Below are 15,023 nucleotides of genomic sequence, written 5' to 3'. Positions count from 1 at the left end.
GGCCGGTGCCGGCTATTTTCCGTCCAGCAACGGCTGCCCGGTGCGGGCCGCCAACCACAGCATCACCGCGCCACCGGCGAGCAGATACCAGTAGAAGGTGAAAAACCGCCACACCACGATGGTGGTGGCGGTGGTCACCGACGTCAGCCAGGGGTTCAACAGCGCCGCGCCGGCCACCTCGGCGCCGCCGGCCCCACCCGGCAGCAGGGTCAAATGGCCGGCCCCCATCGCCACCATCTGCACGAAGAAGCCGTACACCCAATCCAGATGCTCGCCCAGCGCCAGCACCGCGACGTAGATCACCGAATAGCGCAGCAGCCAGTGGCAGAGGCAGAGGGAAAACATCAGCAACAGGCGGCGGCGCGGCACCGCCAGGGTTTCTTCCAGGCCGCGCCGGAAACGCAGCACCGCCCGCGCCAGACGCAGACGCCGGCGCCGGCGCAGCCCCAGCCAGGCGAGAAAGTCCCCGGACCCGATCAGCACCCGGCGCTGGAAACGGGCCAAAAGCCCGACCCCGGCCAGGGCGGCCAGCATCAGCGCGAACGGCACCGCCACCTGCCACCAGGCGGCCAGATCCAGATAGCGGGCCAGCCCGTACAGGGCCACGGTGGGCAACAGGGCCGCGAACACCAGCAAGTCGGTGAGCTGATCCACCGCCAGGACCGCCGTGGCCTGCGCCGGTGCCACACCGTGCCGGCGCAGCAGCGCGGCCAGGGTGAAAGGCGCGCCGCTGCCGCCGGGCGTGGCGTTCAGGGTGAACTCGGTGGCCATCACCGTGGCCACGGCGGCGCCGTGGCCCAGGCCCGGCGCCCGGCCATTGAGCATCAGCCGCAGCCGCCAGGCGTTGAGGTTCCAGCACACCGCGATCATCGCCACCAGCAGCGCCAGCCAGCCCACCGGCACGGTTACCAGCCGTGCCAGCACCTGCTGGCCGCCCAGCACAAACGGCACCGCCGCGCCGACCAGCAATGCCACCGCGAACAACCAGCGCCAATGCCGCGTCATAGCGATTCGGATCCGCTCGCCGGCAGGCGCTCATTCTCCATCAGCCACTGGGCCTTGCTGACACAACGGCGCTGTTCGCTGAGTGCATCGATGGTGCGCCGCCAGAAAGCGCGGCTTTCCGGGTGACGCAGGTCCACCGGATGCAACGCCAGCCGGATCACCGGACGGTGCTGGAAGCGGCGCAGCCGCGCCTGGTTCAAGCGCTCGAACCAGCGCCGGCGCCAGGACGAACGGGACGACATCACCACCGTGGGCAGCGGCAGCCGCTCGCCGTCGGCCAGGCGGTACAGGGCGCCGGCGTCGGTGCGGTAGTCGAAACCGGCGTCACGGATCGCGCGGCGGCTGGCTTCATTGCTCAGCCAGCCCGGCGGCACGAAGCCGCTGACCCGCCAATCCTGGCGGCGGCAAAGCGCCAGACCGTCGCGTATGCGGGCGTAGGCGGCAGCCTCGTTGAGGGCGGAGAATTCCCCTTCGTGGGTCAGTATCCGGCGGCGGACCCATTCCCGCGGCCCCTTGGGGGTGGGGCCGTCGTCGCTGTGCGACCAGCCGTGCAGCACCAGCTCGTCACCGGCGGCCTGGCGCTCGGCCATGGCCCGGCAAAACGCCGGTGAACGCTCGGCGGGATCATGGCGGTGGAAATCCGGCACCACCAGCAGGGTGCTGACCAGCGACGCCGGGCGTTGCAACTCGCGCAGAAACGACTGGTACAGCGGCCAGCTGTGCGGGGCCACATCGTGCAGCGATAATATAAAGGCCCGTTGGGTATCAGGAATGCGATTCATGGGTGGATGCTAATACCGGCTGCTCGTGATCGCCAAGGACGCGCCGGTAGTGACCGACCAGGCTCTCCGCCACCGCATCCCAACTGTGCCGCGTTTCCACATGGGCACGGGCGCGCCGTCCCAGGGCCGCGGGATCGTCATGTTCAAACAGGTCGCGCACACCGGCGGCCATGGCGGCGCCGTCGTTGGGGCGCACATGGCGCCCACAGTCACCGGGCACCACTTCCGGCAAGGCGCCGGCGTCCACGCACACCACCGGCAGGCCGCTGGCCATGCCTTCCAGCGCGACCAGGCCGAAGGTCTCCTGATCGCCGGCGTGCACAAGCGCGTCGGCGGCCGCCATCCAGCCGGCCACTTCCGGGGTCTGGCAAAACTCATGGATCACCGACACATTGGACGGCGCGTCCGGTTGCAGGCCGGTACCGATCAGCAGCAGATGGTAGTCGGGCCCCAGCCTGCGCATCGCTTCGAGCAATACCGGAATATTCTTCTCCTGGGTGCCGCGTCCGGCGAACACCAGCAGGTGCTGGTCCTCGGAGAGGCCCAGCGCGCGGCGGGCGTTGGGCTTGGCGCGCTGTGGCTGGAAGGCTTCCAGGTCCACGCCCAGCGGCTGCACCTCGACCTCACCGATACCGCAGCGGTGCAACTGCTCCGCCATCACGCGGCTGGGGCTGAGGACCATATCAAAGCCTTCGTAGAGGCGTTTTATATAGGCCCGGGTGCCCGGATCGAGAAAGCGGCCGACGCGATGATGAACCAGAGTGAACAGATCGGAGTGGTAGAAACCCACCGACGGCACGTCCAGCAATCTGGCCGCCCGCTGGGCCGCCCAGGCGGGCGTGTACGGGTCGCCGGCTTCGATCACGTCCGGCTGCAGGCCGGCGATGATGCTGCTCCACAAACCCAGACGCAACGGGAAACGAAAGCCCGGCGCCAACGGCAGGGGCATCGCCGGCAGGGACACGAAGTCGCCGTCGAAGAACACGCGCGAGCCGGGCATCACCACTTTGTGGCTGGTGCCCCCACGTCGCAGCAACGCCTGGCGCTTGCCGTCAATGTAGGTACGCACGCCACCGCTGGCCTGGGTGTAAAAAAGCGTGGTATCAAGAATTCTCAAGCGGTTCTCCCTTTCCCACTTGGTGCGGTGCCGCCGTTACCGACGACCCTGATCATCGTCAATAGCGGGTGAATAAGCCTAAGATAGCATTGGCAACGGAAAGCTCACCGCCGACCTTGGTAAAGGCTTGTAAAAGCGCGGCCCGCCGCCATTAAGCGGTCAGAAAGGCCGCCAACGGGAGCACGGCAGCAATGGAATTCAAGGACTATTACAAGATTCTCGGCGTACCACCGGAAGCGGACGATAAAGAGATCAAAGCCGCCTACCGGAAGCTGGCGCGCAAGTATCATCCGGACGTCAATGCCGACGCCGACGCGGAAAGTAAATTCAAGGAAGTAGCGGAAGCCTACAAGGTGCTCAAGGACGCCGAAAAGCGCGCCGAGTACGATCAGCTGCGCCAGTTCCGTGACGCCCGCGGCGGCTTCCAACCACCGCCGGGCTGGCAGAGTGCCGGCGCCGCGTCCGGTGGCGGCCGGGAAGCGGATTTCTCCGACTTTTTTGAATCCCTGTTCGGTGGCGGATTCTCCCGACGCGGCGGTCCGCGCCCCGGCCGTGATCTGGAAATGGATCTGCCGTTGTTCCTTGAAGACACGGTGGCGGATACCCGTAAACCGATCAGCGTCCACGGTCGCACCCTCAATGTCACGATTCCCGCCGGCACCGCGGACAACGAGCGCATTCGTCTGAAAGGCAAAGGGGAACCGGGTAGCGACGGCGCGCCCTCCGGCGACCTCTACCTGCGCGTGCGACTGGTGCCCCACCCGGTATTCGATGTGGAGGGCCACGACCTGCTCGTCACCGTGCCGGTGGCGCCCTGGGAAGCGGCCCTGGGCGCCAAACTGCAGGTGCCCACGCTCAGCGGACGCATCAGCCTGACCCTGCCGGCGGGCAGCCAGACCGGCCGCCGCCTGCGGGTCAAGGGCAAGGGTCTCGCCGGCAAGAAGACGCAGGGTGATCTTTACGCGATTATCAAAATCGTCATGCCCGAGCGGATTTCCGATCGGGACCGTGAACTGTGGCGGGCGCTGGCCGAGCAGTCCGATTTTGACCCACGGGCGAACTGGGCCGGCGACGGCCGGCGCCATGATAAGGAGCGCCGAAAATGAACACGCTGACCCTCACCGAAGTGTGCCGCCGCGTGTCCTTGCCGGAGCACGCGGTCATCGAAATCGTTGAAGTGGGCATCGTCACCCCGGTGGCCGGTTCAGCGCACACCTGGCGTTTCGACGATCAAACCCTGGTGGTGCTCAGCCGCGCCGCGCGCCTGCACGAAGACCTGGCGCTGGACTGGCACGGCGTGGCCCTGGCCCTGGAACTGCTTGAGGAAATCGACACCCTGCGCCGCGAGAACGAACAATTGCGACAACGGTTAAACCGCTTTCTGGACTGACTCAGGCGCCCGGATCCTGCCGGTAAAACAGACTCAGCTGCTCGTACAACGCCGGCAGCACCTGGCGCAGATGCGCGGGGGATTCAAAAAAACTTTCCGTGGCCACGGCAAAAAACTCGCCGGGATCTTCCAGCGCATAGGGGTCGATAAAGGGCTCACCGCCCTGCTCCGCCCGCTCCAAAGCCTGCCAGGCCTCGGTGAAGACATCGTGCCAGCGCTGCGGATCCATGCCGGCATGCAGCGGCGGCGCGCCGTTGGGGCCCTCGCGGCGCATATCCAGCTTATGGGCCAGCTCGTGCAGCACCACGTTGTAGCCGTCCTCACCGCCGGATTCGAGCACATCGCCCCAGGACAGAATCACCGGCCCCTGCAGCCAGGCTTCACCGGCCAGTTCCCGCCCGGCGTCGTGCACGATACCGAACTCGTCCATTTCGTTGTCCGGGGTGACGAAGGTGTCCTCGTAAACGATCAACGTGTACCAGCCGTCGTACCAGTCCAGGCCCAGCCCGAACACCGGCACCACCGCCATGGTGGCGATCAGAAGCTGCATGTCGTCGGTGACGGTGAACTCGCCGCCGGCGGCGAACTCCTTGCGCACCAGAAAACGGCGGGTGAGATCGAACAACCGCTCCCGGTCGGCGCCCTGATACCGGGCCGCCACCGGCCAGCCGGCAATGGCGTTTTCCCATTGCGCCCGCGTCACCGGCAAACGCGCCAGCTTGCGATCTTCCAACCAGTCTCGAACCCGTCCGAACATGGCCTTCCCAGCATAGAGGAGAGAGCGCAAAGCTTGCCGCTTTTGCCAACCGGACGCAAAGCGGTTTAGATAAGCACTGCAAAAAACCAAGCCACCGTAGAAAGACCATGGAAGGAGCCCCCATGACCCATCGCTACCGCGTGATCGCCGTGCTCGCCCTGCTGCTGCTCGGCCCCGCGGCCCACGCCCAGGCCACGCGCGAAGCGGCGTCCGCGCTCCGCAGCGGCGCCGACCAGGCGCGCTACTGGCAATGGGGCTGGAGCGCCTTCTACGGCGGCAGCAGCGCCTATTCCCTGGTGCACGCCCGCGACACCGACGACCCGGAGGAGCGCTACGACGATTACATCAACGCCACCAAGGCGGCCCTGGGGCTGGCCGGCACCCTGCTGTTCGCCCCTTCCCACGGCGATGCCTACCGGGAATATCAGGCCCTGGACGACAAGGACACACCGGAAGCGCGCGCCGCCACGCGCATCCTGATCGCCGGGCTGGCCGAGGAGGAAGCCCGCCAGCGGGCCTGGCAAAGCCGGCTGGGCGGTTTGATCGTCAACGGCCTGGCCGGGCTCGCCATCGGCGTGGAAGACAACCGCCCCGGCGACGGCTGGGTGAACTTCGCCACCGGCATGCTGACCACCGAGCTCAACGTGCGCACCCGGCCGGACACCGCCACCCACTTCCTGGAGCGGGAACCGGATTTCCGGCTCAAGGCCAACGGAGCCAGTCTGCCCATTTATGTGGACTGGGCGGTGGGTCCGGTGTTCGCGGGCTTGGAGATCAGGTTCTGAGGGTGGGAATAACCGGCGCTACGAAGCGCTCATTGTGGGAGCTTGCCTTGCAAGCGAAAGGCCGGCTTTGCCGGCCGGCAGGATACCAGAGGCCTTTAAAAGCGGGGCTTTAACAGCGTCTCTGGAATCCTGCCGGGTGGCTATAAGCCACCCTTTCGCGGGCAGGGCCCGCTCCTACAATCCCCGCCTCGTAGCGCCCTTTGGCGGCGTATTCAGATGTAGTACGCCTTCAACGGCGGGAAGCCGTTGAACTCCACGGCGCTGTAGCTGGTGGTGTAAGCGCCGGTGGAGAACCAGTACAGCCGGTCGCCGATGGCCAGGTTGAGCGGCAGGCCGTACTTGTAGTTTTCGTACATGATGTCGGCGCTGTCGCAGGTCGGCCCGGCGATCACCACCTCTTCCATTTCCCCTTTCTTTTCCGTGTAGATCGGGTACTTGATGGCTTCGTCCAGGGTTTCGATCAGGCCGGAGAATTTGCCCACGTCGGTGAACACCCAGCGCTGCAAGGCGGTGCGGGATTTACGGGAAATCAGCACCACTTCGCTGACCAGCACACCGGCGTTGGCGATCAGGGACCGGCCCGGCTCGAGAATGATTTCCGGCAGCTGCTCGCCGAAGTCCTCTTTCAGGAAACGGATGATTTCCGACGCGTAGGTTTCCAGGTCGTTGGTCTTGGCGATGTAGTTGGCCGGGAAACCGCCGCCCAGGTTGATCATCTTCAGCTCGATGCCCACTTCATCGCGCAGGCGCTCGAACATGATCTTGACCTTGCCAATGGCCGCGTCCCAGGCGCCGATATCGCGCTGCTGGGAGCCCACATGGAAGGACACACCGTAGGGTTCCAGGCCCAGGTCCCGGGCCAGAATCATCAAATCCAGCGCCATGTCCGTCTGGCAGCCGAACTTGCGCGACAGCGGCCAGTCGGCGGTGTGCGTGCCTTCGGTGAGGATGCGCACATACACCCGGGAACCCGGCGCCGCCTTGGCGATGTTGCGCAGGTCCGCTTCCGAGTCGGTGGCGAACATGCGCACGCCCTTCTCGTAGAAAGCGCGGATGTCGCGGGCCTTCTTGATGGTGTTGCCGAAAATGCAGCGCTCCGCCGACACCCCCAGACCCATCACTTTTTCCAGCTCGTAGATCGAGGCGATATCGAAATTAGCGCCCCGGTCACGCAACAGGCTGATCAGCTCAGCGGCCGGGTTCGCCTTTACCGCGTAGTGCACCTTGGCGAACGGAAACTGCTCGATCAGCTGATCGTAGTGTTTGCCCACGGTTTCCGTGTCGATCACCACGAAGGGGGTCTCCTTGGTGTCCGCCAGGTCCTTGATGCGGCGGAACACCACCGGATCGTAATAGTCTTCCACGCGAATGGCGTCGATGGTCATGGGGGTCCTCTTCCCGGTACTCAGCAACCACCCGGGCCGACACGGCACCGGGACCGTTGCGAAGGCAACGGGCGCCCAAAGTAGCAATTTGCTCACCGTTTGGGGAGATACCCGACCGCCTTTTTTTCTTGGCAGGACAGCTTTCTCCAGCCGGGACGCGTGTCTGTGTTAGGCCCTTCCGGGAACGCTGTGAATACGTCCCTGTACGCTCCCTGTCGAACGTCCTGTTCTCCAGGGTCCCGGAAGGGCCTAACACAGACACGCTCAGTGGGGAGATTCCGGCGCCCCGGGTTGTCGGCGCCGCCGAACCCTACTACGCACCTCGGCCGCTTGCTCCCAAGGGAGGTTCGGTCTCGGTGCCCGTGTCCAGGACTGTGTGAGGCAGGGAGCCGAACACAAGCCTACAGGGACGTATTCACGGCGGGTCCTGGACACGGGCACCGAGACCGAACCGGGCTACGGAGTCACAGCACCGCCTGCCGGCGGACCACCGCTCTGCTACACTATGCGCCCCCGAATTCCCCCGACCACGGAGCCCTTCATGGTTATCGCTATGGCCCTTCCCCTCGCCCTGCATTTGCTCGCCGCCGTCGTCTGGGTGGGCGGCATGTTCTACGCTTACCTGGCCATGCGCCCGGCGGTGGTGCAGGTGATCGACCCGGCCCGGCGCCCGGCGCTGTGGGCGGCCACCCTGGAGCGGTTCTTCCGCTGGGTGTGGGCGGCGGTGGTGCTGTTGCTGGCCACCGGCTTCGGCATGGTGTTCGGCGTCTACAAGGGCATGGCCAACGTGGAGTGGCACATCCACGCCATGATCGGCCTGGGCATTCTGATGATGCTGCTGTTCGCCCACGTTTACTTCGCGCCGTTCCGTCGCCTCAAGCAGGCCGTGGCCGATAACGACGCCAGCGAAGGCGCCCGCCGCGTCGGTCAGATCCGCAAGCTGGTGGGCATCAACCTGATTCTCGGCCTGATCGTGGTGGTGATCGCCTCCGGCGGGCGGTACCTCTAACCGTGAGCGCGCAGAACGGCGGCGGATCCGGCAAGGCCGACCTATTGCTGGTGGCGGTGACGCTGCTGGCCGGCGTCAGCTGGATTTTCTCCAAGGAGGCGGTGCTGTTGATGCCGCCGCTGTTGTTCATGGCGCTGCGGTTTCTGCTCGCCGGCCTGGTGCTGGCGCTGGTGGGCTGGCGGCAACTGCTGCGCCTGAGCGCCGATCAGTACCAGCGCAGTGCCAGGGTCGGGCTGGTGTTCGGCCTGGCCATGAGCTTCTGGATCATGGGCCTGCACTTCGGCACCCATGTGGGCGAAGGCGCCTTCCTGACCAGTCTGGGCGTGGTGCTGGTGCCGGTGATGGCGCGGCTGGTGTTCAAGGAAAAGCCGCCGGCCAGCACCTGGGTGGCGCTGCCGGTGGCCGCCGCCGGGCTGGCGCTGCTGTCCCTGCGCGGTGGCCTGCACGCGGAACCCGGGCAGCTGTTCTTCGTCGCCGCGGCCTGCATTTTCGCGCTCTATTTCACCCTCAACACCCGCGCCGCCAACAGCGCCACCATCACCGGCGCCGCCGGCCAGGTGACCACCCGCGACCGGGTGCCGGCGCTAGCGCTGACCACGGTGGTGCTGTTCACGGTGAGTCTGGTGACCGGCACCGGCTCGCTGATTCTGGAAGACTGGCCCGCCGCGTTCGGCGCCTTCACCCCGGTGATGGCCGGCTGGGTGATCGCCAGCGCCACGGTGGGCACCGCCGCGCGCTTCTTCGTGCAGACCTACGCCCAGAGCCTGTCGGTGCACAGCCACGGCGTGGTGATCATGGTGCTGGAGCCGATGTGGACGGCGCTGTTCGCGGCGCTGTGGTTCGGCGAGACCATGACCGTGGTGCAAGTGGGCGGCTGCTTTCTGATCTTCCTGTCCCTGGTGGTCAACCGCTGGGCCAGCGTGCGCCGCGTGCTCAAGCAGTGGCTGACGTAGGCCGCGCGGTGACGCTTGCGCGCCGGCCGGCACCGGCCTAGCATCATGACGTTTCCCACAGCGACCACGCCCATGACCGCTCCACGCCCGCCCTTCCGCCGCGCCTTCCCGTTCTGGGCGCTGCTGCTATGGCTGGCGGTGGGCCTGTCGGTGTGGCCGGCCCAGGCACTCACCGCGCCGGCGCCCTCTTCGCCGGCACTGGTGGACGACGGCGGACTGTTCGGGCAGGCGCTGCCCCGCGACGCCGGCGGCCAGTGGCAGCGCCGTGACAGCGGCGACGATCCGGGCTGGGATTGGGAACCGACCCAGGCCCCGCTCGCCACCCTGGCGCTGACGCTTCCAGGCACCGCCGGCCCGCCCCGGGCGGTGGCCGTGCCGGCGCCGGCGCCGCGCTTTCCCCGTTACCACAACAGCGCCCCACGGGCGCCCCCTCTCTAACCGGTTATCGGCCTGAGCCCGCCCGCTTCGGGCGGTTTACAACCGTTTAGAGACACCCGCTATGAACCGATTCTGGATCCGGGCCGTGACCTACGGCCTGGTGATCGTGCTGGGCCTGGGCGCCGCCCTGCCCAGCCTGTTGCCACCGGCCTGGCTGAGCGCCCTGCCGGCGGCCTATCAGTCGCACAGCCTGACCCTGGGGCTCGACCTGCAGGGCGGCTCGCACCTGCTGCTGAAAGTGGACACCGATGATCTGACGCGCGGCAAAAGCGGCCGTGAAAAAGCCGAAATCCGCGACGACGCGGTGGCGCGCAGCCTGGAGGTAGTGCGCCGCCGCCTGAACGAAACCGGCGTGGTGGAGCCGCTGATCGTGCGCCAGGGGGATGACGGTATCGTCGTGCAACTGCCCGGCGTCACCGACCCGGAGCGCATCAAAACGCTGCTGGGACGCACCGCCAAACTCAGCTTCCACCTGCTCGCCGAACCGGGCACCCCGGCCCGCCGGCTGCCGGCCAGCGAGGGCGACCGCGTTTACCCGCTTAAACCGCTGCCGTTGCTGGACGGGGGCAACCTGGAGGACGCCCGGCTCGGCTTCGAGCCGCGCACCGGCCAGCCGGTGGTGAATTTCCAGCTGGACGACGAGGGCGCCCGAAAATTCGCCGAGATCACCACCCACCATGTGGGCGACCCGTTCGCCGTGGTGCTGGACGGCAAGGTGATCACCGCGCCGGTGATCCGCTCGCCGATCACCGCCGGGCGCGGCCAGATCAGCGGCGGCTTCGACGCCCGCGAGGCCGGCGACCTGGCCCTGCTGCTGCGCGCCGGCGCTTTGCCGGCGCCGCTCGAAGTGGTCGAGCAACGCACCGTGGGGCCGGATCTGGGCGGCGACCAGATTCGCATGGGGGTGGCCACCGGCCTGATCGGCGCCGCCCTGGTGCTGGCGTTCATGGTGCTCGCCTACCGGCGCTGGGGGCTGATCGCCAACACCGCCCTGGTGATCAACCTGGGCCTGGTGATCGGCTTGCTGGCGTCGCTGGGCGCCACCCTGACGCTGCCGGGCATCGCCGGGCTGATTCTCAGCGTCGGCATGGCGGTGGACGCCAACATCCTGATCAACGAACGCATCCGTGAAGAGGCCCGTCGCGGCCGCAGCGGCCAGGGCGCATTGCGCGCCGGCTTCCAGCGCGCCTACGCCACCATTCTGGATTCCAACATCACCACCCTGATCGCCGTGGGCCTGCTGTTCCAGTTCGGCGCCGGCCCGGTGCGCGGCTTCGCCGTGACCATGGCGGTGGGCCTGGTGGTGTCGCTGTTCACCTCGATCTCGGTGACCCGCCTGCTGATGGAGTGGCGGCTGCGCGGCCGGACCCGGGGCACGCTCACGCTGCCCGGCCCGGACTGGCTGGGCGCGGAACGCCGGCGCCGGCCGATCCGCTTTATGGCGGTGCGCGGCCGGGGCATCGTCCTGTCCCTGGTGTTGTCGGTGGCGTCCCTGGGCGCGCTCGCCTGGCCGGGGCTCAACACCGGCATCGACTTCCAGGGCGGCGTGGCCATGGAGGTGCACACGCCGGCCACCATCGACACCCTGCGCGGCGGGCTGGCCGCCTCGGGTTTGGAAGGCAGCCTGCAGCGCTTCGGTGACGACGGCCAGTATCTGCTGCGCCTGCCCGCCGGCGCCGACAGCGACACCCGCATCGAGGCCGCCAAGGCGGCGCTCAGCGCGGTGTCGCCGGAGGCCGGCTACCCGCGCCTGGACGTGGTCGGTCCCAGTGTCAGCGGCGGCTTCGTGGAGACCAGTATTCTCGCCGTGCTGCTGTCCGGCGCCGGCATGCTGGTGTATCTGCGTCTGCGCTTCGCGCCGCACTTCGCCTGGGCGGCCTTGATCACCCTGGGGCTGGACCTGAGCAAGACGCTGGGCTTTTTGGTGCTCACCGGCCTGGAGTTCAACCTCACCACGGTGGCGGCGCTGCTGACGCTGATCGGCTATTCGGTGAACGACAAGGTGGTGGTGTTCGACCGCATGCGCGAGAACCGGGCGCTGGACCCGGAGCGGCCGCTGGAAGACATCATCGACCTGAGCCTGACCCAGACCCTGCGGCGCACGCTGTTTACGTCGCTGACCACCTTCCTGGCGATCCTGCCCATGGGGCTGGCCGGTGGCCCGGCGGTGACCAGCTTCGCGCTGCCGGTGCTGTTCGGGATCGTGGTGGGGACCAGTTCGTCGATGTTTATCGCCGCGCCGATGGCGATGTTTTTAGAGCGGTGGTTCTCTCCAGAGGGGCCCGCTGCTCGTGAACCCGCCTCTCTGGAGAGTGAGAGCGGTTATTTATGACTCTTGAGGAGGGCTTCGACCTTGTCGATGTACTTCTGCATGGCGTCGTCGGCGCTCATGCCTTTGAGCTTGGCCCAGGCGTCGTACTTGGCCCGGCCCACCATATCCAGCATGCCGGGGCGCTTGCCGGACACGTCGCCGGCGCTGCCCTGCTTGTAGTGGGCGTAGAGGAACAGAAGGTCGTCGTTATCCGGCTTTTTGGACAGCGTTTTAACGTCCTTCTGGGCCTGTTCAAACTGAGCTTTATCGGCCATTATTCTCACCTGTTAGTTGGCTATTGATTCTTAGGGAGCCGCTCAAGGGCTCCACGGGCCGCGATCCGTCGGGGGGGCGACGCGGCCCGGCTGTTTTACTTTGAACAACAGCGCGGGACAGCGCAACAATAAAGGGGACCCCGATGACGAGTTCCACCACTTCCAAGTCCGCGCCACAGTTGGACGCCCGCCAGGAGCGGGATCTCAAGCAGGCGGTCCAGACCCTGTGGGTGCGCTTTCCCGGTTCCCTGGAAGACCGTTACCGCGACTACGCCGAGCGCCGCGCGGCCAAGCTGATCCAGCGCTCGCTGTATATTCTGATCGTCCTGTTCCTGATCGTATCGGTGCCGGTGTCGTTGCTGTCGGACGAGCACAACCGGGATCTGTGGATGGCCTACGGCGTCTACCCGATCGCGATTTCCCTGGCGCTGCTGTTCGTGGCGGTGAAGGTGGACGCGCTGGCGGACTGGGTGACCACCCTGATCGGGCTGGCGTTGATGACCTCCCTGGCCGGCACGCTGCTGGGGGCGCTGCATCTGGCCGGCACCTTCCTCGGCCAGGTGGCCGCCTTCGAAACCATCTATGTGCTGATCATCGGCTTTTCGATTCTGCGCCTGCCGCCCACGCGCACGCTGTTCTGGTGCCTGGGCTCGCTGGTGGTGGCCCTGGCCGTGGCGCTGCTGCAACGCTGGGACGTGGACCCGGTATCGCTGATGCTGTTCTACGGCTTTCCGCTGGTGGTGTGCGCGCTGAACGGCTACATGCTGGATGCCAGCGCGCGCGGCTCCTACGCCAACAATCTGCTGCTCGGCCGCGAGTCGGCGCGGCTGCGCCAGTGGCGCGACAACGCCGACCGGGAAGCGCTGCGGCAACGCACGCTGAACGAGTTCATGGCGCACATCGCCGGCAACCCCCGGGTGGAAGTGCTGATGGATCAGGCTCTGACCTTCATGCTGGAGCGCACCGAGGCGATCGCCGGCGCCGCCTACCGGCTGGACGATGACCGCTTGCGCCAGGAAGCGGCGCGCGGCCTCAACCAGCAGGCCCGGGAGCGCGACAACGTGCCCGTGGACGGCCTGCTCGGCGGCGCGCTGGAGCGCGGCCCCGGCGTCACCGTGCGGCACAATGTGCCGGCCGGCTACCTGGATCTGGAGATCGCTCACGGCGCGGTGCGGCCCGGCGAGCTGCTGTTTCTGCCGATCTGGCAGGGCGACCAGGCGCTGGGCGTGATCGAGCTGGCGGCGCTGGAACCGTTCGACGACCACACCCGCACGCTACTGGAATCGCTGGCGTCACCGCTGGCCTACGCGCTGATGGCGGCCGTCGGCCGTGAGGAGTATATCCGCCGCCACCGGCAGGAAGCCGGCTAGACGATCTTTGTCGGCCGGTTATTGGCGCCGCCGGCGCAGCGGCCCGGACAACCGCTCCGGATGGGCCGGCTGAACGTCGTCGAGCATGGCGTAGATGGCGTCCATGTCCGCCTGCTGATCGCCGCTCGGCCAGAACGCATCGAGGATACGGGCCTGCTTGCGCCGGTAGCAGAAGGTCACCACGATGATCGGCAATTCCAGGTCCACGGCGATCCGGTGAAAGCCGGTTTTCCACTGCTCCGCCCCGGTGCGGGTGCCCTCCGGCGTGATCCCCAGCCAGAACGGCTGGCCGCCGGTCATCAGGTTCTTGGTGTCTTCCACCAGACCCCGTGAGCGGGCGCGGTCCACCGGGATCCCGCCCAGCGCCCGCAGCAGCCAGCCCGCCGGCCCCCGGAACAGGGTGTGCTTGGCCATGAACCGAATATCCAGCCGCAGCCCCTGGATCGCGCTGACGCCCACCAGACCGTCGTAATTGGAGGTGTGCGGCGCGGCGATCATCACCGCCCGGGGCACGTTCGGCAGCTCGCCCACCACCTTCCAGCCGATCAGGCGCAACACCGCGCGGCCCAGCGCCGCCACCAGCCAGTGGCCACGGCGCGGCACCGACGCGCCGATGGCGTCCGGGGTCAGCGGCCGCAGATCGGTACTCATTAGCCGAACACCACCACGGTCTGGCGGCTCAGCGCCACCGGCCGGCCCCGGTCGTCCCACACGGTGGCCTGGCACTGGCCGTAGCCGTCGGCGAACGAGTCGGTGATCACCTGGTACTGCCAGAAATCCACCGGCTCCAGCTCACGGGGGTCTTCCAGCAATTCCATGGTCCAGGTCAGCGAGCTGGCCGGGGCCGGCTTGCTGAGCATCGGCAGCACGCCGGCGGGCCAGGTGTCGACCAGGCAAGCCAGGGTGGCGGCGTCCTGGGTCTGGCCGGGCTCGTCAAAACGCATATAGCCGTGGAAATCCGGCTCCTTGGCGCCGGAGAAGATCATATTGCCGCCGGCAATGCGCATGTCGAAAAAGCGTAGAAAGGTGGGCGACCGGCCCTCCATGTAGGGCAACTTGAAGCAGTCCTGCGGCGCCTTCCAGCGCGGCGCTTCCGGGCCCGGCACGCGGATGCTGGACTCGCGGCCGTGGCCCAGGCTGCCCAGCAGGGTGGCCACCACCTGACCCTCCTGGCGGGCCATCACCTGCACCTGGGTGACCGATTTGCCGGCGCGCAGCGTGGTCGCTTCCAGGTCCACCGGCCCCGGCACCATGGGCGCCACGAACGAGATGGTGAAGCTGCGCAACGGCGGCGCGTCGGCGCCCAGATGGGCGTCCATATGACGAATCAGAATGGCGCCCACCAGGCCGCCGAACGTGGCTCTGCCCTGCCCCCAGCCCTCGGGAACCGTCATCCGGTTCCCGGCGGCGGCATCAATAATGGAATCAAATTTCATAATGCGCTCC

General features: G+C 67.2%; 16 protein-coding genes. 8 read left to right on the top strand and 8 right to left on the bottom strand.

Annotated features, from left to right (window positions below):
- Positions 1 to 12: 12 nt before the first annotated feature.
- The 3 genes from ACMG4O_RS10575 to ACMG4O_RS10565 are packed head-to-tail and all read right to left on the bottom strand — an operon-like array spanning position 13 to position 2,904.
- The gene (locus tag ACMG4O_RS10575) at positions 13 to 1,005 is read right to left on the bottom strand and encodes a lysylphosphatidylglycerol synthase transmembrane domain-containing protein (protein WP_142949986.1); all 993 of its coding nucleotides are present in this window, start codon (positions 1,003 to 1,005) and stop codon (positions 13 to 15) included.
- Positions 1,002 to 1,787, bottom strand: coding sequence for a DUF2334 domain-containing protein (locus ACMG4O_RS10570; RefSeq protein WP_370202117.1), 786 nt, complete (start codon positions 1,785 to 1,787; stop codon positions 1,002 to 1,004). The genes ACMG4O_RS10575 and ACMG4O_RS10570 overlap by 4 nt, the downstream gene beginning before the upstream one ends.
- Positions 1,771 to 2,904, bottom strand: coding sequence for a glycosyltransferase family 4 protein (locus ACMG4O_RS10565; RefSeq protein WP_370184403.1), 1,134 nt, complete (start codon positions 2,902 to 2,904; stop codon positions 1,771 to 1,773). Before ACMG4O_RS10565 ends, ACMG4O_RS10570 begins: the two co-directional genes overlap by 17 nt.
- 191 nt (positions 2,905 to 3,095) lie before the next feature.
- Between ACMG4O_RS10565 and ACMG4O_RS10560 the strand changes: the two genes are divergently transcribed.
- Both ACMG4O_RS10560 and ACMG4O_RS10555 read left to right on the top strand, forming a co-directional pair.
- Positions 3,096 to 4,010: a DnaJ C-terminal domain-containing protein gene (locus tag ACMG4O_RS10560; RefSeq protein ID WP_142949983.1), complete on the top strand. Its 915-nt coding sequence runs from the start codon at positions 3,096 to 3,098 to the stop codon at positions 4,008 to 4,010.
- A complete protein-coding gene (locus tag ACMG4O_RS10555) occupies positions 4,007 to 4,294 on the top strand; it encodes a chaperone modulator CbpM (RefSeq protein WP_142949982.1) in 288 nt (95 codons plus the stop codon). The genes ACMG4O_RS10560 and ACMG4O_RS10555 overlap by 4 nt, the downstream gene beginning before the upstream one ends.
- A gap of 1 nt (position 4,295) precedes the next feature.
- Here ACMG4O_RS10555 and ACMG4O_RS10550 read toward each other — a convergent pair whose 3' ends face one another.
- Positions 4,296 to 5,027, bottom strand: a complete 732-nt coding sequence (locus ACMG4O_RS10550) for a zinc-dependent peptidase (RefSeq protein WP_414433771.1) — start codon at positions 5,025 to 5,027, stop codon at positions 4,296 to 4,298.
- A gap of 146 nt (positions 5,028 to 5,173) precedes the next feature.
- On the opposite strand from ACMG4O_RS10550, the gene ACMG4O_RS10545 reads away from it, so the two are divergent.
- Complete coding sequence (locus ACMG4O_RS10545; RefSeq protein WP_414433770.1) at positions 5,174 to 5,836, top strand: hypothetical protein; 663 nt, start codon at positions 5,174 to 5,176, stop codon at positions 5,834 to 5,836.
- A 212-nt stretch (positions 5,837 to 6,048) separates the two neighbouring features.
- Here ACMG4O_RS10545 and ACMG4O_RS10540 read toward each other — a convergent pair whose 3' ends face one another.
- Positions 6,049 to 7,221 carry a type III PLP-dependent enzyme gene (locus tag ACMG4O_RS10540; RefSeq protein WP_286875095.1) on the bottom strand — a complete coding sequence of 391 codons (1,173 nt, stop codon included), beginning with the start codon at positions 7,219 to 7,221 and terminating at the stop codon, positions 6,049 to 6,051.
- Between the two features lie 541 nt (positions 7,222 to 7,762).
- Between ACMG4O_RS10540 and ACMG4O_RS10535 the strand changes: the two genes are divergently transcribed.
- The 4 genes from ACMG4O_RS10535 (at position 7,763) to secD (ending at position 11,953) form a co-directional block, all read left to right on the top strand.
- Positions 7,763 to 8,230: a CopD family protein gene (locus tag ACMG4O_RS10535; RefSeq protein WP_335628801.1), complete on the top strand. Its 468-nt coding sequence runs from the start codon at positions 7,763 to 7,765 to the stop codon at positions 8,228 to 8,230.
- Positions 8,231 to 8,232: 2 nt separating this feature from the next.
- Positions 8,233 to 9,183, top strand: a complete 951-nt coding sequence (locus ACMG4O_RS10530) for a DMT family transporter (protein ID WP_370209991.1) — start codon at positions 8,233 to 8,235, stop codon at positions 9,181 to 9,183.
- A 72-nt stretch (positions 9,184 to 9,255) separates the two neighbouring features.
- Positions 9,256 to 9,621, top strand: a complete 366-nt coding sequence (locus ACMG4O_RS10525) for a hypothetical protein (RefSeq protein WP_414433769.1) — start codon at positions 9,256 to 9,258, stop codon at positions 9,619 to 9,621.
- Between the two features lie 61 nt (positions 9,622 to 9,682).
- Entirely contained in the window at positions 9,683 to 11,953 is a 2,271-nt protein-coding gene (secD, locus tag ACMG4O_RS10520; protein WP_414433768.1) for a protein translocase subunit SecD, read from the top strand.
- Here secD and ACMG4O_RS10515 read toward each other — a convergent pair.
- Positions 11,944 to 12,207: an acyl-CoA-binding protein gene (locus ACMG4O_RS10515; protein ID WP_194856894.1), complete on the bottom strand. Its 264-nt coding sequence runs from the start codon at positions 12,205 to 12,207 to the stop codon at positions 11,944 to 11,946. The two genes, secD and ACMG4O_RS10515, sit on opposite strands and share 10 nt — an antisense overlap.
- Positions 12,208 to 12,350: 143 nt before the next feature.
- Between ACMG4O_RS10515 and ACMG4O_RS10510 the strand changes: the two genes are divergently transcribed.
- Positions 12,351 to 13,577: a GAF domain-containing protein gene (locus tag ACMG4O_RS10510; protein WP_335628796.1), complete on the top strand. Its 1,227-nt coding sequence runs from the start codon at positions 12,351 to 12,353 to the stop codon at positions 13,575 to 13,577.
- An 18-nt stretch (positions 13,578 to 13,595) separates the two neighbouring features.
- On the opposite strand, the gene ACMG4O_RS10505 is transcribed toward ACMG4O_RS10510, so the two are convergent.
- On the bottom strand, positions 13,596 to 14,228 hold the full coding sequence (locus tag ACMG4O_RS10505; protein ID WP_370202110.1) for a 1-acyl-sn-glycerol-3-phosphate acyltransferase: 633 nt from the start codon (positions 14,226 to 14,228) through the stop codon (positions 13,596 to 13,598).
- On the bottom strand, positions 14,228 to 15,013 hold the full coding sequence (locus ACMG4O_RS10500) for a thioesterase family protein (RefSeq protein ID WP_194856891.1): 786 nt from the start codon (positions 15,011 to 15,013) through the stop codon (positions 14,228 to 14,230). Before ACMG4O_RS10500 ends, ACMG4O_RS10505 begins: the two co-directional genes overlap by 1 nt.
- Positions 15,014 to 15,023 lie beyond the last annotated feature (10 nt).

It is taken from the genome of Alloalcanivorax venustensis, assembly GCF_047495515.1.
GTDB lineage: Bacteria > Pseudomonadota > Gammaproteobacteria > Pseudomonadales > Alcanivoracaceae > Alloalcanivorax > Alloalcanivorax venustensis.
The sequence above is the reverse complement of the archived record's forward strand: the minus strand, read 5'-3'. Positions and strand labels throughout refer to the sequence as shown.